Origin of the sequence: Psychrobacter sp. Ps7 (genome assembly GCF_022129225.1) — a bacterium.
Lineage (GTDB): Bacteria > Pseudomonadota > Gammaproteobacteria > Pseudomonadales > Moraxellaceae > Psychrobacter > Psychrobacter immobilis_A.
The window spans coordinates 21,024-45,666 of record NZ_JADQAH010000005.1; the positions used below are offsets into that span (position 1 = coordinate 21,024).

The window sequence follows — 24,643 nt, forward strand, 5'->3', positions numbered from 1 at the left end:
TTTGAATGGGTATTAAGCACGCTTTAAGCGCAGCGCATTTAAAACCACAAACAATGAACTTAATGACATACCAATAGCAGCCAGCCAAGGTGGCACATAGCCTAACGCTGCTGGTATTAGCACACTGCCATTATAAATCAGTGCCCAGCGGAAGTTTTGTTTGATAATACGTTCCGTTTTATCAGAGATACGCTTAGCCGCAGTAATAGCGTCGATTTGACCATTTAAGATAATACTGTCACTCGATACTTGTGCCAAATCTGCCGCCCCCGCAATAGAAGTCGAGACATCTGCTGCGGCTAGCACTGGCGCATCATTAATACCATCTCCCACCATCAACACTACGCCACCTTCCGCCTGTAGTTTTTGAATGTGAGTAACCTTGTCTGTTGGCGATAGACCATTGTAAGCAGAATGCATCCCTAAGCTTTCAGCCAATACCAGCGCTTGCGGGCTTGGGTCACCAGTCAACATAACTGTCTCAATACCCAACTCTTTAAGCGTATCGAGCATGGCTTTGGCACTATCACGCACCTTATCATTGAAATAGAAGCATGCCAGCGCTTGCCAAGTGACCGAGTCATTTTGTTGACAAGATAAAACCACTGCTGAGCTGGCGCGCTGTGATACTAAATCAATGACCATATCATTATCAGCATCGTTTAACGCAAAATCCACATGACCAATTCGATATAATACGCCATCAATCATTGCCTCGACACCGCCTGCTGGATAATGCTGTAAGGCCTGCGTCGATGGCAAATGCAACTGATAGGCAGCGGTAAGCAGCGCGTGTGCAATAGGATGACGGCTCCCTACTTCTAGAGCCGCAGCGATGGCTAATACCGTATCTTTTTGCTCGTCTGTATTGCTTAAAACACCATTATCTTTAAGCAGCTCAATATTTAATAAATTAGGCTTACCATAAGTTAAAGTGCCTGTTTTATCAAAGGCGACATGAGTGATTTCCGCTAAAGTTTGTAGCGTATGTCCACGCGTCGTCAAAAAGCCATAGCTTGCCAGTCGATTGGTCGCGACCGTCAGCGCAATCGGTGTCGCTAAAGACAGCGCACAAGGGCAAGTCGCGACCAATACCGCGACCGTAGCCCAAATCGCTTGACTTGGGTCAACGATATACCAGCCAATGAATACCAAGACAGACAAGACCAAAATACGCGCCACAAACCAACGTGCCAGCTTATCGGCTTGCTGTGCCAGTTTGGGCTTTTCACTCATGGCACGGTTCATCAGCCGATCAATCAAGCCAATTTGGCTGTCTGCTGGCAATGCTGTGACCAGCATCTCAAACGGTTGGCTATCGTTTTGTGCACCGCCAACGATATAGTCACCTTGGCTCTTGATAATCAAGTCGCCCTCACCCGTCAATAGGCTTTGCGACACGGTAGCAGTCTGACTCAGCAAAATACCATCGCTGATGATTTCAGAGCCAGCCTCAACTAAAATGATATCACCCACTTGCAAACTATGGGCGGTGACCATTTGTTTTTCTTCTGCCTCATCTGCTGTTGTTGATATGGCTGATTGTTTAGTACGTGCGCGTTGCCAGTCTTGTGCAATTTTTGATGTGAGCTGATGAACATTGGCATCCATGCTTTGCATAAAATTAGGCGTTGGATTGGCTGATGTGCTCGCCTCATTTGTATCCAAATTACTGACTTGATTACTCACGTCTTCATTTACAGCTGTTTTCTCGAGCTCATTTTTCTTTAACTGCTGTAATATAAGCGCGGCGGCTTCTTTATCTTCCGCAATTTTTTGTACCAGTACTGGCTCAACCACGACCAAGTCATTGGCCATGGTGGCGGCTTTTAGGCGGGCATTATGTTCAATGTAACGCCCTGCCAGTAAAAAGAAAATAAACATACTGACCGAATCATAATAGGTTTCCCCTTGACCAGTGATGGTGGCATATAGGCTCGCGAAAAAAGTCACAATCAGCGCGATACTGACGGGCACATCCATATTGACTTGACGGGCACGAATTGCCGACCACGCTGAGGTAAAGAACGGGACACCCGCATAGAAGAAAACGGGCGTACTGACAAATAAAGATACCCAGCGCAAAAAATCACGCTGAAATATTAGCATATCGCTGTATTCACCAAAATAGATGGCAACGGCATACATCATCGCTTGCATCGAGCCCAACGCGGCAATGCCGAGCCGTATTAACATTTGATTGTTATGACGCGCCAGCATCGCCTCATGCGTATCTTGACGATAAGGCTTGGCCTCGTAGCCTATTTCATTAATGGTGGCAAGAATACGGCTAATCGGCAGCTTATCCTCGTTCCAAATCACACGCATACGCTGATTGGTCAAATTCACCTGACATTTACTGATGCCCTCTAACTCATCGAGACGCGACTCAATTAGCCAAGTACATGCCGCGCAGCGTAGGTTATTGACGGACAGCTCTGCAACCGACAGTCCGTCTTGAGCATAGACGAATTGTGATTTGATCTCATCATGGTCATACGCCTCAAGGCGAGTCAACTGCGTCGGTAGACTTGCCGTGCGATTAATCTCTGAGCGGTCCAGATAATACTGCTCCAGCCCTGCCTCTACGATACTTTGAGAGGCTAACTGACAGCCCATACAGCACATCTCACGCGGCTTACCCAATATCTTGGCATGGAACGGCGGCTGCGGTACAGGATCACCGCAGTGGAAACAGTGACCTGCGAGTGGCAGTACTAAACCTTCGATGATAGAGTTATCTTCATAATGCTGGCTAGTGGTCGATGCCATTGATGATGGGACATTGGACATAATCGCGCTTACTTCCTTTAGACAGGTTTGCTCGAACCTTATTCGCTTTAAGTAAACTTACTATCATTAACGAGACTCAACGCCTATGCAGAAGACCTATCTAAAACAGCTATTTTAAATAACTTTCAGCACGGCTCACAAAAAATAAAACAATAACAGTAGCGGTTAATTCATAAAAAACACATCGTTGGCGCGTCTCTAAACTGCTATCGTGCATGGCTATGTGACATGGTGACATGAAGCTAATATGACACTTATATGACAATGATACTGCCACTCTAAAGCTTTTAATGCTTTGTTAGCAATGACCGTGTTTTAACAGAGATTATACTATAAGCAAGCGCTGTGAAGAGCATAACGACTCACAGCTTAAAATCAATGAATGCCTGCGTTGACGATGATAGATTGAAAAATTTGTCAATTTGCGTCATTATGAGGCAGTTTTTTATACCAAAATGGTGCGACATCAGTGCAAACATCCAATTCCAAGTTACCAAATACCAAGTTAACACAGTCCTCTAAATCTGTTAACCACACGCTCCCTTCACAGCAGCGTGGGTTGGTATTTAGTAGTCTTATCTTAATTGTCATTATTGCTGGCATGGTGCTCTTGGCGCTATATTTAATCAAACTTGATCGCACCATTACTCATAAGTTTGAGGGTAAGCGCTGGGATATTCCTGCTAAAGTGTATTCGCAGCCGCTTGAATTGTATCAAGGCGCGAGTGTCGACAAAGATACGATGAAGACATGGCTGGAGTTGCTGAACTATCAAAGCAACAAAGCTTATGATCGCACGGGAACCTATCATAGATCAGGTAATACCTACTTTATTCATACTCGCGGTTTTACTTATAGCGCCAACGATGTGGATAAAGAGCAAGTCATAAAAATGACCATTGCTGGTAACAAGATTGAGTCCGTACAAAGCACTTTGCCTGCCAAAAGCGGCATCATTCGCTTAGAGCCGGTGAGTATCGGTGGTATTTATCCTGACAGTAATGAAGATCGTTTGGTCGTCTCGTTAGATGAAGTGCCACAACCACTCATTGATGCATTAATAGCCACAGAAGACCGTGCGTTTTATGAGCACAAAGGCGTCTCTATACGAGGCATTGCACGTGCCGTACTGAACAACTTCTCTGGTGGCTCTAGACAAGGCGGCTCGACCATCACTCAGCAGCTGATTAAAAACTTCTATCTCAATTCAGACCGTACGCTGAAGCGCAAAGCCAACGAAGCGTTAATGGCAGTATTGCTCGAGCTACATTATAGCAAAGATGAAATTCTACAAACGTACCTCAACGAGATTTATTTGGGTCAAAACGGCAACCGCTCTATTAATGGTTTTGGTTTGGCATCACAGTTTTACTTTGATAAACCACTGAATGAGCTGCGCTTGGATCAGCAAGCCCTACTAGTCGGTATGGCAAAAGGCCCGAGTATCTACAACCCACGTCGCCATCCAAACGATTCAAAAGCACGCCGTGACGTCGTGCTGGGCAACATGCTGGCCGTTGGCTCACTCAGTCAAGAAGACTATGAGAAAGCGCTAAAGCAGCCTCTTGGTGTCGTGGACAAACCTGTCGAAGGCAAAAGTCAATTCCCTGACTTTTTGGATATCGTCAAGCGCGAGCTGAACACCGTGTACTATTCTGATGATCTCAAAAATGAAGGTCTTATCATTATCAGTACTTTGGACCCTATTGCACAATTAGCCGCAGACAAAGCAGTTGATAGAAAATTGGGTGAGTTGCGTCGTAATAGTAGCAAAACTAAAGACTTGCAAGGTGCTCTAGTGAGTGCCAATCCTGAGACTGGTGAGCTGGTCTCTGTGGTGGGTAGTGGCAGTGAATTTACTGGCTTTAACCGTGCGGTCGATGCCAAGCGCCAAGTGGGTTCTTTATTGAAGCCTATTATTTATATGACAGCGCTTGAAAGTGGGCGCTATAATCTTGCAAGCTCAGTCGATGACTCACCGATTACCGTGAATCTAAGCGATGGTACTAAATGGAACCCCAAGAACTATGACAATCGTGACCATGGTTATGTGCCATTTACCACCGCTTTATCAAAGTCTTATAACCAAGCAGCGGTACGCTTAGGTATGGAGTTTGGGGTCGATACCTTTGCCAAGCAGTTACAGCGTATGGGAATTAAAGAAAAAATACCACCTTATCCATCAGCACTGTTAGGTTCTGTTAATCTTAGCCCAATGGACATGCTTGGTGTCTATCAAGTCTTTGCAACTGGTGGCTTCCGTACGCCTATCCATAGTATTCGCACCGTCATTGATGACCGTGGTCGTATTTTACAACGTACTGGACTCAACACTCAGCGTAGTATTCCGCCTGAGACCAACTTCTTAATTAACTATGCTTTACAAGATGTGGTCAAAAATGGTACTGCCAAACGCGTGCAATCACTTGGTAGTAATCTAAATCTTGCTGGCAAAACAGGAACCACAAATGATTACCGCGATGCCTGGTTTGCAGGCTACAGTGGCAACTATGTCAGTGTGGTTTGGGTTGGCCGTGATGATAACAAGCCAATTGGTTTAAGTGGCGGTACTGGCGCATTACCAGTTTGGGTTGACTATATGAATCGCTTGAAGCTGACGCCTGTGGCTCTACCAGAGCCTGAAGGTATTGAGTGGTTGTGGTTAGAGAACAACTCAGGCAAGTTATCTAATGAGCGCTGTGCAGATGCACGCTATCTGCCTGTCCTGTCGGCATATTTACCAGAAGAAGCCAGCAGTTGCGCTGTCGGCTTATATCAACAAGATCGTGCTCGTGAACAAAACCAGCAGCGCCGTAGTGAAGGTTTAGAGATTCCAAATGGCGAAGCTGTTGATAGCGACAACCAAGAAAACAGTGATGGGTCAAATGGTAATGATGCAGAAAGTCGTGCCGATACTTGGTATGATCGTGCCGTTGAATGGTTCTAAAGTTATTTGTGAAACTTAAAAAAGGTCTCAATCTAATGTTATTTCTCAAGCGAACTGTATCAGCTAGGTCAGCCGTCATAACGTGGTCTATCAAAATCAAGCCAGCCAATAAGATGCTGGCAGTCAGTGCTCTAGCTGGCATGTTGAGTTTGAGCGCTTGCCAGACTGCGCCGACTGCATCTACCGCGATCAAAACGGTACCGACTCAAACGCTGCCATCATCGCAAACAGCTAAAGCCCCCATAGCGACTGTGACGCAAGCGCCCATTGTCAGAACAGAGGACGACTACCCCATTGAGCCTTATAACTCCTATGAACCAGCCGAATCAACCAATCCATTGACTCAAGAGACGCCTGTATTTACACCATCTAATCCTGTGTTGACCCAACCTGATCCAGTTATTATTATCCCTTCGCGTGATGACTACATCATCTCTGAGCCGTCAGCACCGTCACACAACGAATTGCTAGAACAGGCAAGAAAAAACTCGCAGCAACGGACACAGCAAGCTACTACCAACAATAGCAACTTGCCAGCATTTCGCAATTTGATGCAAGCAGGTATCAGTCAACTAAAAGCTGGCAAACTGACCAATGCTGAAAACAGCTTTACCCGTGCACAGCGCCTAGCACCTAAATCTTCTGCGGTGTATTTCTATTTGGCGCAAGTGGCATTAAAAAAGAACCAGCCGCGCAAGGCAGAAGCTATGGCACGCCGTGGTCTGAGTGTTTCTCAAGATACCAGTCGTCGCCGCGCGCTGTGGCAAATTATTTTGCAATCAGGACAAGCCCAAGGCAACGCTCGCGTCATCAGTGAAGCGAAGCAAGCCTTACGCTAATATCAAGACATACCGAAGTGAATAGATACCAAGTTTATCACTTGGTATCTATTCACTTTTTATATTGTGCATACGCATCATTTATCCAAAATAGACATTTATTTTTAATTAAGGTTATCGTTATGGCATGGCAACAACTGCATTTACAATGTGAAAAAGCAAACGTCGATTTGGCTGAGGCACTGCTCCTAGAAGCAGGTGCATTATCCATTGCCTTAGACGACGCAGGTGACCAGCCTTTATTTGAGCCATTACCTGGTGAATCACCGCTATGGGATGAAGTTATCTTGACAGGGCTATTTGATGCGACCACCGATGCTGGCAGTCGTCAGGCAGTCGAGCAGCTCAGTCATGAAATCGCAGCACAAGTGCAAGCCACCCGTATCTGGCTCACGGCTGTCGATGATAAAGATTGGGAGCGCGAATGGATGAGCAATTACCATCCTATCGAATGTGCCAATAATTTATGGATTGTACCCAACTGGCTGACGCCGCCCAATCCTGAGGCGACTAACATTATTATGGATCCTGGTCTAGCCTTTGGTACAGGCTATCATGCCACTACCCGCTTATGTCTTGACTGGTTAACAGAACAAGATCTAAAAGACAAAGTGGTGATTGATTATGGTTGCGGTTCAGGTATTTTAGGCATCGCTGCTTTGTTATTAGGTGCACGCCACGTGTATGCTGTCGATATCGACCCACAAGCAGTGCTGGCAACCAATCAAAATGCCGCACGCAATCACGTTGGGGATCGCCTGCAAGCGTTTTTACCAGAAGACTTCACTGACTACTGTGCACAAAATGATGTGTTACCTGTAGACGTAATCGTTGCAAACATTCTAGCCAAGCCGCTCATTGGCTTAGCGCCTTACTTCGCCACCTTAATCGCACCAAAAGGTCGTATTGTCTTGGCCGGTCTAATAGAGTCACAAACCGAACAAGTAACGGCGGCTTATCAACCTTATTTTGCGCTTGATGCAAAGCATGCTTTTACAGCGCAAGAAGACCAACATTGGCAGCGTTTATCTGGTACATTTACAGGCTAGCAACATTTAATTACATCTGTTACGATAGAGGGCAGTCAAATGTCATGCATTTGACGCCACTCTGTCCTTACTCATGATTTATGGACATTTACAGCTAATATTTAAAGCTGATACGAAAGGCAGTATTAGCACTATAGGCAACTATTAGCGAGTGGCTAAGCGGTATTGATAACCATAATTTTTTGGATTCGACCCTATGACCACGCCCATAAAAACTCAGTGCCCTCATTGCCAAGCTTGCTTTAAAATACAGCAAACACAGTTGAATAAAGTAAACGCCACTGTTAGCTGTGATCAATGCCAACAGAGTTTTTTGGTCAATAAACATCTTATCCTCACTGCCGATGCTGTCAGTACTTCCGCGATTCAAGAAAATACAACGACTGACACCAATACGACAGCCGATTCAAATAGACATTCTACACAAACCGCTGACAATCATAATAAAAATCAACATGCAGCAGGCACTGCTAAGTCACCACTCACTCCTCCACATTCAAAAAATGTTTCATCTGATACTTTAATTGAGGAGGATTTGATTCATGACGGCTTAATCTATGATGATATGGATAGCGATGAACCAGAAGAAAGTGTTTTAGAGTATGATTCTCTAGATAGTATGGATGCTTGGCTGACTCAAGCCAGCAATATGAACAATAGCAGTTATACTTCTACAGCAGACAACCAACCAACAAGTAACCTCTCTAAAAAAACAGATAAAAACAACGGGTCATCAGTGAAAGTATCATCTGATGCTACAACAGAAAATTCCTCATCAGCACAAATAGCGCTTAGTTCAGCAGCCGCTAATGATATTCATGCCAATGTGGATGATACTGCGGACAATTCTTGGCTCGAAAAACTCCTAAAAGAACAAAATAAAAGCGAAGAGGTTCGACAAGACGATACCGACTTATCACAACTATTGCTCGATATGGGTGTACCATTGAAAGATGAAGCGTTAACCTCCGAAGAGCGTGTGAGAAAAGCACAAGCAAAGTTTACACCTACGCCGCAGAGACGTTCTATCGCATCCTTACTATGGACGCTAGGATGCTTAGTATTAGCACTGCTACTTTTTGCGCAATACGTCATTTTTAATCTAGAAACTTTGATGAAAAACCCAGTGCATGCAGAGCGCTTACAATCAGTATGTGCAGTCGCTGCCTGTAGTTTACCTAGTGCCGATCTAACAGCATTTACGATTACTAACCTTAATCATAAATCGAGTAAGATTAAGATGGATGGAAAGTCGAGCGATGTCAGTGCCACATTAAACAATCAAAGTGCCAAAGCACAGCTGTATCCGAATGTTAAAGTCAGCGTATACGGCGCAAATGATAAGATTGGAGAATTCATCGCCACGCCAGCTGATTATCTATTAAGCAAGCAAAGCCAATTAGCGGCGAACAGTAGTCGAAACATATTATTTACCATCCCTGTTGCTAATAGACAAATTCGAGAAGTGACTATAAGTCCTCTGTATTGAATAGATAATTACCAACAAAATAGCTGTTTCTATAAGCAACCTCGTCTTTTAAAACTTCAGTCGTCAGAAAAACGTAGACAGGTCGCAAGTTCAGTAGTGATGCAAGTGCGACCCAGCCAGTTATATTTTGTGGCAACGTTATAATAGTAAGCATATACCCTAGTCATACTGCTGCCAATATAAGGTTAATCTGTCAGCGCTAAACGATATTAATTTGATATAATACCCTGATATCTTATGGTTTGACTCTTTCCAATCCCAAGGACATTATCTTATGGCACCTCATGCACAGCATAATGCCAATCATTTTGCCACAAGCTCTGAGCATCCTGCCGATTATAGTACAGCTAACCATCATTCAACTCGTCATGTTGACTCCTCATTAGACAGCGATGCGAGCCAGCGGCATGAACCACTGCGCGTACATGTGGAGCGTGTGGTACGACAGTACTTTGCGATGCTAGGTGATGAGATGCCGACCGACTTGTATGAGCTTATTTTAAAACAAATTGAAGAGCCACTATTATCGGTTGTCCTTGAAAAAACTCGAGGCAATCAAACCAAGTGTGCACAAATCTTAGGTCTGAATCGTGGCACTTTACGCAAAAAACTCAAAACTTATGACTTAATGTAGCATCTGCTATATGCATTTCTCTGTCTTTATTACCAATCATTATGTATGGCAATTTAACGTTATTGACGCTATCCACCATGATATTGTCTACAACAATTGTCATTGTCACCTTGCCAGACGTTTACGTCAGGCTTTTTTTATGGAAATTTTCTTATGAGTACAACCCCACTTGCTCTATTGTCAGTCTCTGATAAATCCAATATCGTTGAGTTTGCGCAAGGCCTTATTAAGTCAGGCTTTGACTTACTGTCTACTGGCGGTACTTATCGTTTACTCACAGAAAACAATGTCGCTGTGACCGAAGTATCCGATTACACAGGTTTTCCTGAAATGATGGATGGCCGTGTCAAAACGCTACATCCTAAAATTCATGGTGGCATCTTAGGACGCCGTGGTACAGACGATGCCGTAATGAGTGAGCACGCGATTGAGCGTATTGATTTGGTTGTCGTCAACCTTTATCCGTTTGCAGAAACCATTGCTCGTGCTGACGTCACCATGAACGACGCTATCGAAAACATCGACATCGGTGGTCCTACGATGGTGCGTTCTGCGGCGAAAAACCACGCTCATGTGGGTATCGTGACTGATCCAGCAGATTATGAGCGCATACTTGCCGCTTTAGGTGATGGCACCGAGCTGACACCTGCTTTGCGCTATGACTTGGCAGTGAAGGCTTTTGAGCATACTGCACAGTACGACGGAATGATTGCCAATTTCTTAGGTAGCCGTGTCAATGAAAGCCAGCAACCTGAGAATTTTTCACGTACCTTTAATGTGCAGCTCGAAAAAGCACAGGATCTACGCTACGGCGAAAACCCACATCAAAACGCCGCTTTTTATACAGAAAACCATCCGCTAAAAAGCCACCAAGCCTCTATAGCGACTGCTAAGCAACTGCAAGGCAAGGCGCTGTCTTATAACAATATCGCCGATACTGATGCTGCTCTTGAGTGCGTGAAAGCCTTTAGTGCCCCTGCTTGCGTTATCGTTAAGCATGCCAACCCTTGTGGTGTCGCTGTGGATAACGATCAAGTAACCGCTTATAACACTGCCTTTAGTACTGACCCTGAGTCTTCTTTTGGCGGCATCATTGCTTTTAACCGCCCATTGACGTTGGCGGCGGCTAAAGCCATTATCGACAATCAGTTTGTAGAGGTTATTATTGCACCAAGCATCGAAGATGGTGTGCTTGAAGCGACAGCTGCTAAGAAAAATGTCCGTGTATTGGTGTGCGGCGAACTGCCAGCGCCAGATCAACGCGATAGTCAGCTTGACTACAAGCGCGTCAACGGTGGCCTGCTAGTACAAGAACAAGATCTTGGTTTGATTACAGCCAATGACTTAAAGATTGTCACTGATGTACAACCAACAGAAGCGCAAATCGCCGATCTATTATTCAGCTGGAATGTGGCAAAATACGTCAAATCTAATGCGATTGTTTATGCCAAAGGTCAGCGTACTATCGGTGTTGGTGCTGGTCAGATGAGCCGTGTCAACTCAGCGCGTATCGCTGCTATCAAAGCTGAGCACGCTGGATTGGCTACTGAAGGTGCTGTTATGGCATCAGATGCCTTCTTCCCTTTCCGTGATGGCATCGATAACGCTGCCCAAGTCGGTATTGCTGCTATTATCCAGCCAGGTGGGTCTATGCGTGATGATGAAACCATTGCTGCGGCAAATGAGCATGGCATCGCGATGGTATTCACTGGTATGCGTCATTTCCGCCATTAAATTGTTCCGTATCACTTTGAATATTAGCATTGATAGCAGTATTGAATTTCGTATCGCTATTAATGCTAAATCTTTATGATAAAAGTAATACTCATTAAAAAAGCCACTGTAGACAGTGGCTTTTTTATGCTTCAAACTTGAGAAGATTATTTAGAAAGAATGACTAAGTAAGTATCTCAAGTTTTCCTTAATAGCTTTATTTCTAACGCCCTTGCGCGTTTGCTATATTGGCGTCATTAACTTCAACTTTATATACCAAGCGTAGATAATCCAAGTAATCTTGTAGCTGATCTTGCCCTAAGTTATCACGAATGATTGCAGCCGTTTGTGCTCTTTGCACATCAGATAATGGCGACTGCTCCTCTGTTTTAATACGATCACCGACCAACAAAGTCGCGCCCATCTCAGTCTCACTGGCAATAGCAACGACGCCATTATTAGCTGCTTGCTGACTAAAGGCCAATCCGCGCTCTTTCTCTGTCAATAGAGTGGTTTGGCGATTCACTTCACCTAATGATTGAAAACGTACTGGCTGTTTATTGATATCAGTAGGCGTTTTAATACCAGCGGCTAGTTTCTTCGCCTCTTTTAGCGCCAATGCCGTGGCCTTTTCTTGACGTAATATCTGAGTGATTTTTGGTGTAGCAGCAGCTAAGCTAAGCGTTTTCGTAGGACGATAGTTGCTTGGCTGCACCCATACCGTCCCGTTACCGACTTCGATACCTGCGGTTACTGCCTGATCTTGAATGGTAAACTCATCAAAAGCCTGCTTAATCACTGCTGGTTGTGATAACTCCGATTTGTTGTTTTCTTTACGATAATCCTTGATACGTTTTAGCGTTACGTTCTCTTGCTGAGCAATATCTTCGATGCTAAAGCCATCTGCTGCCAAGTCATTAATCGCTGTTACTTTATCTGCATAGATTTCTTGACGCTTATATTCTTTGGCTTTTGCTGTCAGCTCTGCACGCATGCTTTCTAGGCTTGGGATTTTACTACCGTTATCTTCGGTTACGGTAAATATCTGGTAGCCAAAGCTAGTCTTAATAGGTGCTGTTACATCACCCACACTTAAGCCTTCTAAAGCCTGCTCAACCGCTGCGGCATCATTGCCAAACACAGAGGGATTAAAGGTACCAATATCGCCACCTGTTGCTCCTGATGGATCATCTGACTCAGTTTTAGCCAATGCGGCAAAAGACTCACCTTTATCCAAGCGGGCTTTGATTTTAGTCGCTCTGGTCTTCGCGTCTTTACCCGTTAATAGGATTTGACTGATTTTGCGTTCATCGACGACCGCTAGCCCTTGCTTATAAGCTTCATATTGCTGCTGCAAATCCTCTTCCGTAACTTCATTCACTTGAATGGTTTTAGGACTTAATTGCAAATATGCCAAATCTACCATCGCCGCACTTTTTAGTGTGTCTTTATTGGCATCATAATAGGCTTGTATATCGCCTTTGCTTAACTTGACCTGATCTACATAGTCTTGCCAATTAAATCGATGCAGCCAGATATTGCGCGACTCAAGTTGTAAGTCAATCAATTGACTGACCGCTTGCATGGGATATACTGCCGTGCCAACAATACTTGCATTGAGCTGGTCGAGGCTTAATTGGTTACGAAACTCAGCAAATAGCTGATCTTTAGTCATGCCGCGCTGGCGCAAGAAATTTGAAAATTGATCGTTAGAAAAATTACCTTCTGCGTCCTTAAAAATTTCTTCTTCACGCAATAGACGATTAATCGTGTCATCAGAGACTGTCATACCAAGCTTGCCCGCTTGCTGCTCCAATAGCGTACGATCAATGAGACCTTTGAGCACTTGCTCGTGCAATACATCTTCATTCAATAGACTCGCATCATCAACTTGTTCTAGTATTTCAGTACGACGGTTATTTACGGCAGTCTGATACTCGGACAACCCTACGCTTGCTTCACCCACCTGAGCGACTTGGTTGGGATCGACCCCGCCTCCAAAATAGCTTTCGACACCCAATAGAGCGAGCGGCGATAGGCATAAAATCAATAAAATGCGACCTGGCCAGCTTTTTAAGAAATCGCGCAATTTATCCATAGTTATCTCTGCTTTATAAACCTATATTGATGAAAAACCATTGTAATATTACTATTAATATCAATGCTATCTAAGCAGGCAATGGTAAGAATAAGAACGTGTGAATTTGATATAGAACAACAAGACTGAGTAAAACAGTCTTATTTAAACAACGCATCTATCGCGCGCCCTATGATACGTGATTTTTGATGCAGACTCAAAATATTCACGTGGTATGATACAAACTATAGCGATAAAAAAAGCACCTAATATCTAGGTGCTTTTTTATGATTCATATTATGACTTTTCAGCCATGCTATAAACCATATAATGCTTTACTAAGTAAATGCTGTGTTGATTCGTATATCACGTCGTTATACAGCATCCATTTTTAATAAAACGGCTTAGTTTAAACGCTCTTTTAAGTTTTTACCCGCTTTAAAGCTTGGTACTTTACTTGCTGGAATGCTAAGCTCTTCACCCGTCTTAGGGTTACGGCCAGTACGTGCTTTACGGTCTTTTACGCTGAAAGTACCAAAACCAACCAATGAGATGCTATCGCCAGCTTCTAGCGCTTCACCAACACTTTCCATAACAGCATTCAATGCATCGCCAGCTTGGGTTTTGTTTAGGCCACTTTTGTCTGCGATGCTATCAATTAATTCTGACTTATTCATAAAATTTCCTTCAAGTTTAAGGGGGATAATAAACGCTCACGCCAAGCATTGTAACGCTCTCATAGCATTTAAGCAATAAAAACTGCCTGACTGGCGTATTAACAGGTTTCGCTTTGTTATCGTCTTTATATCAAGGCAGCATAAGGAGCGCAAGCGATTTTACATATTTTTGCCTACTGTACTACGTATTTGACACTCAATGTTACGCAAAGCCTCTGCAACTGTCATAACTGCTAGTCACCTTGGCTTTTCGTAACTTCGACTTAGCGAGTCAACCTCTATACTGCCTTATCGTTCAAAGAGATGTCATCTCATACTGAGGCATCGCCAGTCATAAATATCTGTGTCCTTGTTGATTACCAAATTGTAAAGTAATAATTTCCCAACTGACAGAAACTAGCGTTACTTTTTATTATAAAGGCGTTACTATAAGCAAAATATCACTGCACCTTTTGGGTCAATTTTGACTCTTGTTTGTCTTTTGCCTCTAATTTGCCAAATATAAAACGGATTATTTACATGAAGCGTTCTACGTTGTCTCACTCTTTTCTTAATATCATTCTGGTGTTCATCGAGTCGGCGCTGACACTATTGTTACGTTTAGATCCCGAACTACGTAAAGCCGCTTACCCACTTGCCAAGCAAGGTACTGTCGTGGCGCTACGCTTGTATCTACCGCATGTTGAGGTGTTTGCCACTTTTAGCACCAAAGGCGTATTATTAGACGCAGAGTTACCTATTGACCGCAGCGAACCTGACGTCATCATTAATGCCTATAGCATCCAAGTGATCAATGCGATCACCACTCATGACAGCGAAACCACCGAAAAACTACAAATGCGCGGTGAGTCTGTTCAAGTACAGTTGGTCAAGCAGTTTATTATGCAACTCGGTCTTGGCAGCTTAATTCAAGGTCTTATTAAAAAGATAAAAGGTGGCAAAGGTAAAACCAAGCCTACTGAAGCTGAAATGGCTGACAAAAAGGACAGCTATAAATTACGCATCAAAGAGCAACAAACCCAAATAAACACTTTAACTATTAAAAACCGTGAGCTTGAAATCACGGTTAAAGAGTTACAGAGCAAACAAAAAACCCTGATAATCGTCACCGTGTCTGCTCTCGTCATTATGATCGCAGCCATTATCGTGCTATTAATGAATTAATTTCGCCAACGATAGCTTATTAATGACAGCTTACCAATGAAAGGCTGTTTACTTTACCAAACGCGTTTGATGCCGATTAAGGCATATTAACCGCTTAGGATATTAAGCGCTTAGATGACTAGGGCGTATTGACCAATCAGCACGCCCTAATATAATTGATAGAAGTTAAAAAAACGTAAGACGCAAACCTCAAGACTGTATTTTAGTATTTTAAAAATACTAGGAATCAATGTTTTCAATCTTATCTCCCCTCCTTTTAATACCATTGTTTTTATCAATCATAGTAATAAGCTCGATTAACCATTCAACCACACTTTAATCTTGACTAAATTACTCAGGATTAAGTATAATTGGCTTAATCGTTGCACACATCGGGTTAATTATCTGCTGTTTAATAACGATAAGACACAACTTAGCTATTATATGATTCCATCAGTAGCTTTCATATTACGTTACAAGCTGCCACACCTATCATTTTGCTAAGGTCGTTGTTAAATAAAAATGACTTAAAAGTTTGGAGATAACACATGCGTTTGACTACTCGAGGCAGATATGCCGTTACTGCGTTACTGGATTTGGCATTACAGACCAGCCAACAAGACACTGCAGTCTCCTTATCTGATATCGCCAAGCGGCAATCGATTTCTATCTCTTACCTTGAACAACTGTTCTCCAAACTTCGTAAACGTGGTCTTGTCACTAGCATCCGAGGTGCAGCAGGCGGCTATCATCTAGCTAAACCATTGCATGAGATAGACGTGATGAGCATCATATCTGCCGTCGATGAGTCGGTTAATGCGATGCAGTGCGAAGGACGTGGCGACTGTCAAGGTGGTACAATGTGCTTAACCCATGATTTATGGTGTGCACTGTCCAATCATATCGAACAGTACTTGAAAAATATAACATTAGCGCAATTATTAGACATGGAAAATGTGCAGTCAGTGTCAGAGCGTCAGCACAGCTCTACCAAAGAGATTTCCATAAAAGACATCAACACTATTACCCTATCGAACAGCGAGGCAAACCCAGCATGAGCCAACATAACAACCTTATATACTTAGATTATGCCGCCACTACCCCAGTTGCAAAATCAGTAGCTGCTAAGATGAGCGAGTATCTGACAGTAGATGGCATCTTTGGTAATCCAGCCTCGCGCTCGCATGGCTATGGCTGGCAAGCAGAAGAAGCGGTAGAAACAGCGCGTCAACAAGTGGCTGAAGTCATTAATGCTGATCCACGCGAAATCGTCTTTACCTCTGGTGCAACAGAATCAGATAACCTAGCCATTAAAGGTGCAGCGCACTTTTATCAATCTCGTGGTAAGCACATCATTACCAGCAAAATCGAACATAAAGCCGTATTAGATACCTGCCGTGAGCTTGAGCAAGAAGGTTTTGAGATTACTTATCTTGAGCCACAGCCAAGCACTGGGCTAATCTTACCAGAGCAAGTTAAAGAAGCATTACGTGATGATACTATCTTAGTATCACTCATGATGGTGAACAATGAGCTTGGTACGATTACTGATGTCGCTGCCATTGGTGAAATCACTCGTGAAGCGGGTGTGGTCTTCCACGTCGATGGCGCACAATCTGTTGGTAAAGTATTGATTGACCTTGAAACCACGAAGATCGATTTGATGAGCTTCTCAGGTCACAAAGCCTACGGTCCTAAAGGTATTGGCGCATTATTTGTTCGCCGTAAGCCACGTATCCGTTTGAAAGCAGAGCAGCATGGCGGTGGTCATGAACGCGGTATGCGTTCAGGTACATTACCGACGCATCAAATCGTTGGTCTTGGAGCAGCATTTGCTTTAGCCAATGAGCGTTATGAAGAAGACAATGCACATGCAGCCAAGCTACGCCAAAAACTGTGGGACGGTCTACAAGATATCGAAGAGATTTACCTAAATGGTGATCTTGAGCACAGCGTACCTAACATCGTAAACATCAGCTTTAACTTCGTTGAAGGCGAGTCTCTCATGATGTCACTCAAAGACTTAGCCGTATCATCAGGCTCAGCCTGTACCTCAGCGACGCTTGAGCCATCATATGTATTACGCGCTATTGGTCGCCCAGATGAATTAGCACACAGCTCAATTCGTTTCAGCTTCGGTCGTTATACCACCGAAGAAGACATCGATACTGTCATCAAACAAATGCATGAAGCGGTCGATAAATTACGTGCCTTATCACCACTTTGGGATATGTACCAAGAAGGTGTTGATTTAGATTCAGTCGAATGGGCTGAGCACTAAAACTACCGAAAGCAACGACATAGTTATTAAACAGAACCATTAAACGATTGATCAGACACTTATAAATCCAGTTTTTATAAATACCGTTTTTATAAATACCGTTTCTATTAACTAAATGTTTGACCCCAATTATCGATGAGTAGTTAGACATTTAAAGTCAGTAGTTGACTACTCATCATCTAACTAGGAGAAAACCCCATGGCCTATAGTGACCAAGTTATTGATCATTACGAAAATCCACGCAACGTCGGCAATCTTGATAAAAATGCCAAAAACGTTGGTACTGGTATGGTTGGTGCCCCAGCTTGTGGCGATGTAATGCGCCTACAAATTCAAGTTAATGATAATGGCATCATTGAAGATGCACGCTTTAAAACTTATGGCTGTGGTTCGGCAATCGCTTCAAGCTCGCTCGTGACTGAGTGGCTAAAAGGCAAAAGCTTGGATCAAGCGGGCGAAATCAAAAACAACGATATCGCGAAAGAGTTGGCCTTACCACCAGTAAAAGTGCATTGCTCTGTACTTGCTGAAGACGCCATTAAAGCCGCTATTAGCGACTATAAAGGTAAGCATAATAGCGCAGCAGTAGAGACAGAAGAAGCGGCTAGCTAAACCTATTAGCGTAAGTATTGTACTTCTAAGTACACGGTCTTAATGGCCGTACTTTAGTAGTCGATGTATTGAACAGCTACTAACGCTAAAGAGGTGACAATAACGCTAATGTAATTGTCACCTTTTATTTTCTAGTGATTCTTAACTGGTCGTTATTAAGATTTTTTTGGCAAGTGCGCTATTTTCATTGCCAGTTATACAGATTTTTTTGATTGATATTTATCATTGATAGTCAATGGGAGTTGGCATGATTGAAATGACAGAACGCGCCGCTCAGCATGTTCGAGACTTTTTGGACAATCGCGGCAAAGGCGAAGGTATTCGAGTGGGTATCCGTACCGCGGGTTGCTCAGGCTTAGCTTACGTTTTAGAGTTTGTAGATACCCCTGATGAAAATGACACGCGTTATGAAAGCCGCGGCGTTAACATCTTTATTGATCCTAAAAGTTTGGTCTATTTAGATGGTTTGTTGATGGACTACGAAAAAGAAGGCCTTAACGAAGGCTTTAAGTTCACCAATCCTAATCAAAAAGGCGAATGTGGTTGCGGCGAGTCTTTTACCGTTTAATGGTTCAAAGGTTAAAAAACCCTTGAGTTTCCTGATTCTATATTCAAGCCATAATAAATATGTTCTCAGCTAAAGAAAACTTTCAAAATAAATAACAAGCAAGGCGTATGATATGACAGACATTACTGCAGAAGCCCAGTTTGATAACTTCTTTGCCCTATTTGAGCAGCCTGTAAAGTTTGAAGTCAATCAAGAGAGTCTCGATCAGCATCTACGTCTGCTACAAAAACGTTATCATCCTGATAATGTCAACAAGAATCTAGCCAATACTACGCAAGCGCAACAGCAGTCTGAGCAGGCCTCAGCGTTAATCAATCAAGCCTACCAAGCGTTAAGTGCGCCTGATAGTCGTGCTAGCTATCTACTAGACATGGCAGATCAAGCACAGAATCTAGAGCATTCAATTGCAGACTTGGACTTTTTAGAAGATGCGATGCAGATGCGCATGGATTTAGATGACGCTATCGAGGGTAAAGATCGTGCGACATTGCAACAACTACACCCTCAAATCACCGAGCGACTGGCAAAACAGTCTAAGCGTTTTAACGATGCTTACCAAAACCAAGATTGGCAAACGGCGATTGATGCGACACAAAAACTAAAGTTCTTAGTCAAATTAAATGCTGACGTGACTACTGGTATCGATGAGTTAGCAACTGCTGAGCATTCAGATGATGATGATTTATACGTCTAACTAACTGACGTATAAGCTTGTTAATTTATTCTATATGCCAAATTTATTTATAAATGCTATTAGCTTATGACGCTTATTTGAAAACTATATTATAAGCGATGGTTAAAATAGTCACAGCGATGCCGTATAATCCCTTATTTTAAGCACTTTTAATCGCTAAGTATCTTCGTTTTCACGTGCATACAAAGCAGTTAAACTACAATAGTGCGCTTATCATATTCGTTCCATTTCACTTATTAATTTTATCTCTTTCATTTTATCTTTGAGTTGTCTTATGTCTTTATTGCAAATTGCCGAACCCAATCAAAGCGCCCAACCCCATCAGCATCGTTTTGGCCTAGGAATTGATCTTGGTACCACGCGCTCATTGGTCGCGGTAGTACGCTCAGGCAAGGCGCAAGTCTTAGAGGCAAGCGCAGCTACCGATACCTTATTACCTTCTGTGGTCTATTATCCAAGTGTAGGTAAGCCGTTAGTTGGCTCTGATGCATTAGCTCACTTAGCGGATGATCCAAAAAATACGATCGTCTCGGCTAAACGTTTTATGGGTCGTAGTCAAGCTGATATCAAATTCTCTCATCCTTATGAGTTAAGCGGCAGCAAAGATGACATGCCAGCATTTGTGACGGCTCAAGGTGAAGTATCGCCTGTTGAAGTATCAGCACGTATTTTAGCAGCGCTTGAGCAACGGGCAGCGAGCGCATTGCCTGCAGACAGTATCGAGGGTGCGGTCATTACTGTCCCTGCTTATTTTGATGAAGCCCAGCGTCAAGCGACCAAAGATGCAGCCCAAGCGGCTGGTATTAATGTTTTACGTCTGCTAAATGAGCCTACTGCTGCTGCCGTCGCCTATGGTCTCGACCAGTCAACGCAAAACAGCGATAAAGAAAGTTATTATTTAATTTACGATCTGGGTGGCGGTACTTTTGACGTTTCTATCTTAAAGCTGACTGATGGCGTCTTTGAAGTATTGGCAACTGGCGGTAATAGTGCATTAGGTGGTGACGACATCGATCGTCTAATGACCAATTGGCTTATCAAACAATTAAATATCGATCCTAAAGGCGTGAGTCGTCATGATAAATCGATACTCGCCCAACAAGCCAAGGCTTATAAACAAGCCCTGACTGATGCTGAGCAAGTCAATATTGACATCACTGTCAATGAGCAATCTTATCAAGGTGTGCTGCGCCGTACAGATTTGCTGGCTATTGCAGAGCCAGTGAGCCGCCGTACATTGAGCGTATGCGAACAAGTGCTGCGTGATGCCAAGCTTTCGAGTGCTGATCTAGACGAAGTGATTTTGGTCGGTGGCTCTACTCGTATGCCTGCTATACAACAAGTCGTGACAGATTTTTTTGCCAAGCAACCACTTTGTCGTCTAAATCCCGATGAAGTCGTGGCTTTGGGTGCTGCCCAAACGGCGCATCAATTGGTCAATGGCGATAGTAATAACAACCTATTATTGTTAGACGTAACGCCGCTATCGCTTGGTCTTGAGACCATGGGCGGCTTAGTTGAAGTACTGATTCCACGTAATACGCCTATTCCTGTCAAAAAACGCCAAGTGTTTACCACCTATCAAGATGGTCAAACAGGCATGGTGATTCATGTGGTACAGGGCGAGCGTGAGACAGTAGATAACTGTCGTTCATTGGGTCGTTTTGAGCTATATGGTATCCCGCCGATGAAAGCTGGATTTGCTCGTATTGAGGTCACCTTTAGTATTGATGCGAATGGACAGCTAACCGTCAGCGCACAGGAAACCACAACCAAGACAGAAAGTAAGATTGAGATTGTGCCTTCTTATGGGTTATCAGATGAGCAAAAAGAGCAGTTGCTCGTCGCAGGATTCAAGCATGCAGAAGAAGATAAAAATACACGTTCTTTAATCGAAACCAAAGTAGAAGCGGAGCGTGAAGTATTAGCGCTACAATCTGCCCTTAAAGAATTTGCAGCTTTATTATCGTCTGAGGAGCAACACTCATTGGCTGAGCAAATACAAGTGTTGCAAACAACGCTCAGTACTGATGATTTGGCACTTATCGAGGCACAGCAAGCAAAGCTTAAGCCTCACAGTGATGCCTTTGCTGCCCGTATTATGAATCAAAGCGTTAAAGCCAGCATGGCAGGCACGAATACCCAAGATTGGTAGCAGATACATTAAAAATGTGACTTAGTCACCATACTAAGCGCATTTCTTATATTTTTATTCTTTTAATTGATTAGCACTGGAAAGACGATTTATGCCAAAAATTACCGTACTACCGCATCATGAAATTTGCCCTGAAGGCGCTGAAGTCGAGCTAGAAGCTGGCAGCAACTTATGTAAAGCGCTATTGGAAAAAGGCATTAAAATTGAACATGCATGTGAGATGTCAAAAGCCTGCACCACATGCCATGTGGTCGTCCGTAAAGGTTTTAATAATTTAGATGAAATGGATGATATTGAAGCCGATTTATTGGATCGTGCTTGGGGATTAGAGCCTGACTCACGCCTATCTTGTCAGGTCATGCTCGATGATGAAGATTTAACCATTGAGATTCCTAAATATACGCTCAACCATGCAAAAGAAAACCACTAAACGCTAGAACACGTCCTAATATGAAAGTTTACTTCATTAGATAAAAAAGCCAGCTATCATAATAATAGCTGGCTTTTTTGCGCTTGATTTTATAAACATTATTTTTGGATGATTATTTATGACGATTGTCATTGATTGTCATTACGTTTGCTTGCTGCCGCTATGTCAGTTGCCACTTTTTCTTGCTCCTGCTCGACACGTTCAAGCGCAAAATTTAAGCGTGCTCTGATATCTTGATAATCATTATCCTTCATATCTTTAAAATTTAGATGCAAATTGAAACCTGGTAGTGTGTGATCAACCCACTTTGATAAATGACCTTTATACGTATCTGGATCCAGCACTTGCCACGCATTTACCTTGCTATCAAAACCCTTTAACTTGAACGCACCCGCATGCTGACAATCATAATTATGACAGATATAATCGTAAGTACTCTCACTGACCAGTATCTCATCTTTACCAGCGCTCGACTCCAGTCTTGCCGCTAGATTGGCCTCTTTACCAATAAGAGTATAGCTTAGACGATTATTACTACCAAAATTACCAACATGGCAATAACCTGTGCTGATGCCGATACGGATGTACAACCCCTCAAAGCCCATCAAGCGCCATTTCTGCCTCAAAGTTCGCATCTCGCGACGCATATCTATTGCCATTGCGATACAGTCTAAAGCATCTTGGCGCGCACCGCGACTATTTGGCTCACCGAAAAAACACACCATGCCATCACCAATAAATTTATCAAGTACGGCGCCATGCTTGTTTGCTATCAATGTCATACAATGCATATAAGTATTTAAGATATCAGCCAAATTGTCAGCGCTCAAACTATCTGACAATTCCGTAAAGCCAACGATATCTGAGAACATAATCGTCAGCTTAGCACGCTTATTAGCAACGGTAACTGGGCTATCAGATTTTACGATAGGCTCCCAAACTTGTGGAGGTATGAAGCGCGTCAACTTATTAATGACGGAGACCATCGTGCTTAAGCGCCCAACGGCCTGATGAGCACGAGTTTCATAACCAATATACTCTTGGTACACATGCCAAAACTGATACAGTATGACGATCATACTGGCTAATAATATTATTGGTGTGGTCCAGCCTTCATGGCAATCTATATCAGCACTGCTTAGGGTAACGCTAACATAATAGAAAACAATGACGGTTATTACAGAGACGGCAATCAGTTTTAAATGATTTTCAGGGCTACTGATAATAATTCTGAGTGCTATAAGCGCGGCTAAGCTAAGCGAAATAACCGTGCAAAACTGTATCGACCCAATAACTACCGATAGTAAAATGATAACAATATTAGACGTCCAAAAGCTTTTTTGGCGGCGATAGTTATAAATCAAAATCATTAAACTTGGCAGACAAACAATAACGAGCAGTGCCATTGAAGTAGGTCTAAAATTAAAATGTACAGCGAGGAGTATGACCGTAAGTATTAAAACGAAGACTTCTGGATAGTCAAATCGATAAACCCCTTCATTTGTTGAAGAGTGATTTGGTCTCAGCGTGTCTAAAAAAGGCATATGAAATATTCGCTCACGTAAAACAGGCTATGTAAAAAATTAAAAGGCTTGAGGATAGCACACGCGTACTACCTGCCTCTATGCCAAGTTGTGTATAAAATTAATCAATGATTACATTATACTTTTTAAATGCAACAAAACCCATGTCACTGATAGCCAAAAGCCTACCACTCATCACTCATCTTGTCTTAATACGCTACTAAATCAGGATTATAAGACATATCGTTTGAGCCAAACACAAAAAATCCAGATAATATTTATCTGGATTTCAAATACTTAAAACCTATTAATATATAAAAATTAAGTCATGTAATAACCGAGCATAACGTTGGCACATAACCGTAAAACGACTAAGACACCAAAATAAAGCTTAACTTTAAACGTTTAGTCATTTTTCTAGTTATTTTGATGGGTCAATCGATGTCCAGTTAATTGATACCTAGTTAATCGAGGCCTAGCCAATAGAGTATCATTATCAATTTGCCAATCAACTTACCGACCTATTACTACTCAGGTATTTATTACATTTGCCAATCAAATGGCATTTGATGATGACCACGTAGCGCCATCATTAACGTCTGCTGCATCTGCGCCAACACTTCTTTAGTATAAGGAATAGCAGGAACGCCCCATACTGGATTTGGCCATTGCATGTCGTTTTGATAGCGAACGATATGATGAAAATGTAGCTGTGGTACTTGATTACCGAGTGCAGCTACATTCATTTTATCAGCTTGAAAGGTCTTGGCTAGCTGACTCGACAACCAGCTTGACTCACGTAAAAACTGTGTTTGATCGGCTTCAGATAACTCATATAACTCTTTGATACCTGATACGCGCGGCACTAATATTAACCAAGGAAACTGGCAATCATTGATTAAACGACAAGTCGATAATGGGAAATCACCCACTAAAAAGCTATCGGCAGCAAGTTTATGATGAAGTTGGAACATAATGACGGTTCTCTTGTTATGACACTCAGATAAAAGGAATATGAA

Annotated in this window: 19 protein-coding genes; 14 read left to right on the top strand and 5 right to left on the bottom strand. The window is 42.9% G+C overall.

The genetic code is table 11. The annotated features are described in order from the left end of the window. Positions 1 to 12: 12 nt before the first annotated feature. A complete protein-coding gene (locus tag I3257_RS03140) occupies positions 13 to 2,793 on the bottom strand; it encodes a heavy metal translocating P-type ATPase (protein WP_238048792.1) in 2,781 nt (926 codons plus the stop codon). 469 nt (positions 2,794 to 3,262) lie between these two features. On the opposite strand from I3257_RS03140, the gene mrcB reads away from it, so the two are divergent. The 6 genes from mrcB (at position 3,263) to purH (ending at position 11,485) form a co-directional block, all read left to right on the top strand. Further along, entirely contained in the window at positions 3,263 to 5,740 is a 2,478-nt protein-coding gene (gene mrcB, locus I3257_RS03145) for a penicillin-binding protein 1B (RefSeq protein WP_109590361.1), read from the top strand. Positions 5,741 to 5,775: 35 nt separating this feature from the next. After that, the gene (locus tag I3257_RS03150) at positions 5,776 to 6,579 is read left to right on the top strand and encodes a tetratricopeptide repeat protein (protein ID WP_238048793.1); all 804 of its coding nucleotides are present in this window, start codon (positions 5,776 to 5,778) and stop codon (positions 6,577 to 6,579) included. A 122-nt stretch (positions 6,580 to 6,701) separates the two neighbouring features. After that, positions 6,702 to 7,628, top strand: coding sequence for a 50S ribosomal protein L11 methyltransferase (prmA, locus tag I3257_RS03155; RefSeq protein WP_201501574.1), 927 nt, complete (start codon positions 6,702 to 6,704; stop codon positions 7,626 to 7,628). 196 nt (positions 7,629 to 7,824) lie between these two features. Next, positions 7,825 to 9,117, top strand: coding sequence for a DUF3426 domain-containing protein (locus I3257_RS03160; RefSeq protein ID WP_238048794.1), 1,293 nt, complete (start codon positions 7,825 to 7,827; stop codon positions 9,115 to 9,117). A gap of 274 nt (positions 9,118 to 9,391) precedes the next feature. After that, a complete protein-coding gene (fis, locus tag I3257_RS14140) occupies positions 9,392 to 9,751 on the top strand; it encodes a DNA-binding transcriptional regulator Fis (protein ID WP_201538869.1) in 360 nt (119 codons plus the stop codon). 153 nt (positions 9,752 to 9,904) lie between these two features. Further along, a complete protein-coding gene (gene purH, locus I3257_RS03170) occupies positions 9,905 to 11,485 on the top strand; it encodes a bifunctional phosphoribosylaminoimidazolecarboxamide formyltransferase/IMP cyclohydrolase (protein WP_238048795.1) in 1,581 nt (526 codons plus the stop codon). Between the two features lie 202 nt (positions 11,486 to 11,687). Here purH and I3257_RS03175 read toward each other — a convergent pair whose 3' ends face one another. After that, positions 11,688 to 13,562, bottom strand: coding sequence for a SurA N-terminal domain-containing protein (locus I3257_RS03175; protein WP_238048796.1), 1,875 nt, complete (start codon positions 13,560 to 13,562; stop codon positions 11,688 to 11,690). Between the two features lie 383 nt (positions 13,563 to 13,945). Beyond that, on the bottom strand, positions 13,946 to 14,218 hold the full coding sequence (locus tag I3257_RS03180) for an HU family DNA-binding protein (protein ID WP_045445077.1): 273 nt from the start codon (positions 14,216 to 14,218) through the stop codon (positions 13,946 to 13,948). 519 nt (positions 14,219 to 14,737) lie between these two features. On the opposite strand from I3257_RS03180, the gene I3257_RS03185 reads away from it, so the two are divergent. The 8 genes from I3257_RS03185 (at position 14,738) to fdx (ending at position 22,101) form a co-directional block, all read left to right on the top strand. Further along, entirely contained in the window at positions 14,738 to 15,382 is a 645-nt protein-coding gene (locus I3257_RS03185; RefSeq protein WP_238048797.1) for a hypothetical protein, read from the top strand. Positions 15,383 to 15,909: 527 nt separating this feature from the next. Then, positions 15,910 to 16,419 carry an Rrf2 family transcriptional regulator gene (locus I3257_RS03190; RefSeq protein WP_045451863.1) on the top strand — a complete coding sequence of 170 codons (510 nt, stop codon included), beginning with the start codon at positions 15,910 to 15,912 and terminating at the stop codon, positions 16,417 to 16,419. Beyond that, positions 16,416 to 17,642: an IscS subfamily cysteine desulfurase gene (locus tag I3257_RS03195; protein ID WP_238048798.1), complete on the top strand. Its 1,227-nt coding sequence runs from the start codon at positions 16,416 to 16,418 to the stop codon at positions 17,640 to 17,642. Before I3257_RS03190 ends, I3257_RS03195 begins: the two co-directional genes overlap by 4 nt. Before the next feature lie 198 nt (positions 17,643 to 17,840). Then, the gene (gene iscU / locus I3257_RS03200; RefSeq protein ID WP_238048799.1) at positions 17,841 to 18,254 is read left to right on the top strand and encodes a Fe-S cluster assembly scaffold IscU; all 414 of its coding nucleotides are present in this window, start codon (positions 17,841 to 17,843) and stop codon (positions 18,252 to 18,254) included. A gap of 247 nt (positions 18,255 to 18,501) precedes the next feature. Next, positions 18,502 to 18,822 (top strand): iron-sulfur cluster assembly protein IscA, encoded by a 321-nt coding sequence (gene iscA / locus I3257_RS03205; protein WP_045445072.1) that lies wholly within the window; start codon positions 18,502 to 18,504, stop codon positions 18,820 to 18,822. Between the two features lie 112 nt (positions 18,823 to 18,934). Beyond that, positions 18,935 to 19,516 (top strand): Fe-S protein assembly co-chaperone HscB, encoded by a 582-nt coding sequence (hscB, locus tag I3257_RS03210; RefSeq protein ID WP_238048800.1) that lies wholly within the window; start codon positions 18,935 to 18,937, stop codon positions 19,514 to 19,516. A 274-nt stretch (positions 19,517 to 19,790) separates the two neighbouring features. Next, positions 19,791 to 21,671: a Fe-S protein assembly chaperone HscA gene (hscA, locus tag I3257_RS03215; protein ID WP_238048801.1), complete on the top strand. Its 1,881-nt coding sequence runs from the start codon at positions 19,791 to 19,793 to the stop codon at positions 21,669 to 21,671. A gap of 91 nt (positions 21,672 to 21,762) precedes the next feature. Beyond that, the gene (gene fdx, locus I3257_RS03220) at positions 21,763 to 22,101 is read left to right on the top strand and encodes an ISC system 2Fe-2S type ferredoxin (RefSeq protein ID WP_238048802.1); all 339 of its coding nucleotides are present in this window, start codon (positions 21,763 to 21,765) and stop codon (positions 22,099 to 22,101) included. Between the two features lie 128 nt (positions 22,102 to 22,229). Here fdx and I3257_RS03225 read toward each other — a convergent pair whose 3' ends face one another. Together I3257_RS03225 and I3257_RS03230 are read right to left on the bottom strand one after the other, a co-directional pair. Beyond that, on the bottom strand, positions 22,230 to 23,507 hold the full coding sequence (locus I3257_RS03225; RefSeq protein WP_227685440.1) for an adenylate/guanylate cyclase domain-containing protein: 1,278 nt from the start codon (positions 23,505 to 23,507) through the stop codon (positions 22,230 to 22,232). Between the two features lie 659 nt (positions 23,508 to 24,166). Beyond that, positions 24,167 to 24,598 carry an HIT family protein gene (locus tag I3257_RS03230; protein WP_045445060.1) on the bottom strand — a complete coding sequence of 144 codons (432 nt, stop codon included), beginning with the start codon at positions 24,596 to 24,598 and terminating at the stop codon, positions 24,167 to 24,169. Positions 24,599 to 24,643 lie beyond the last annotated feature (45 nt).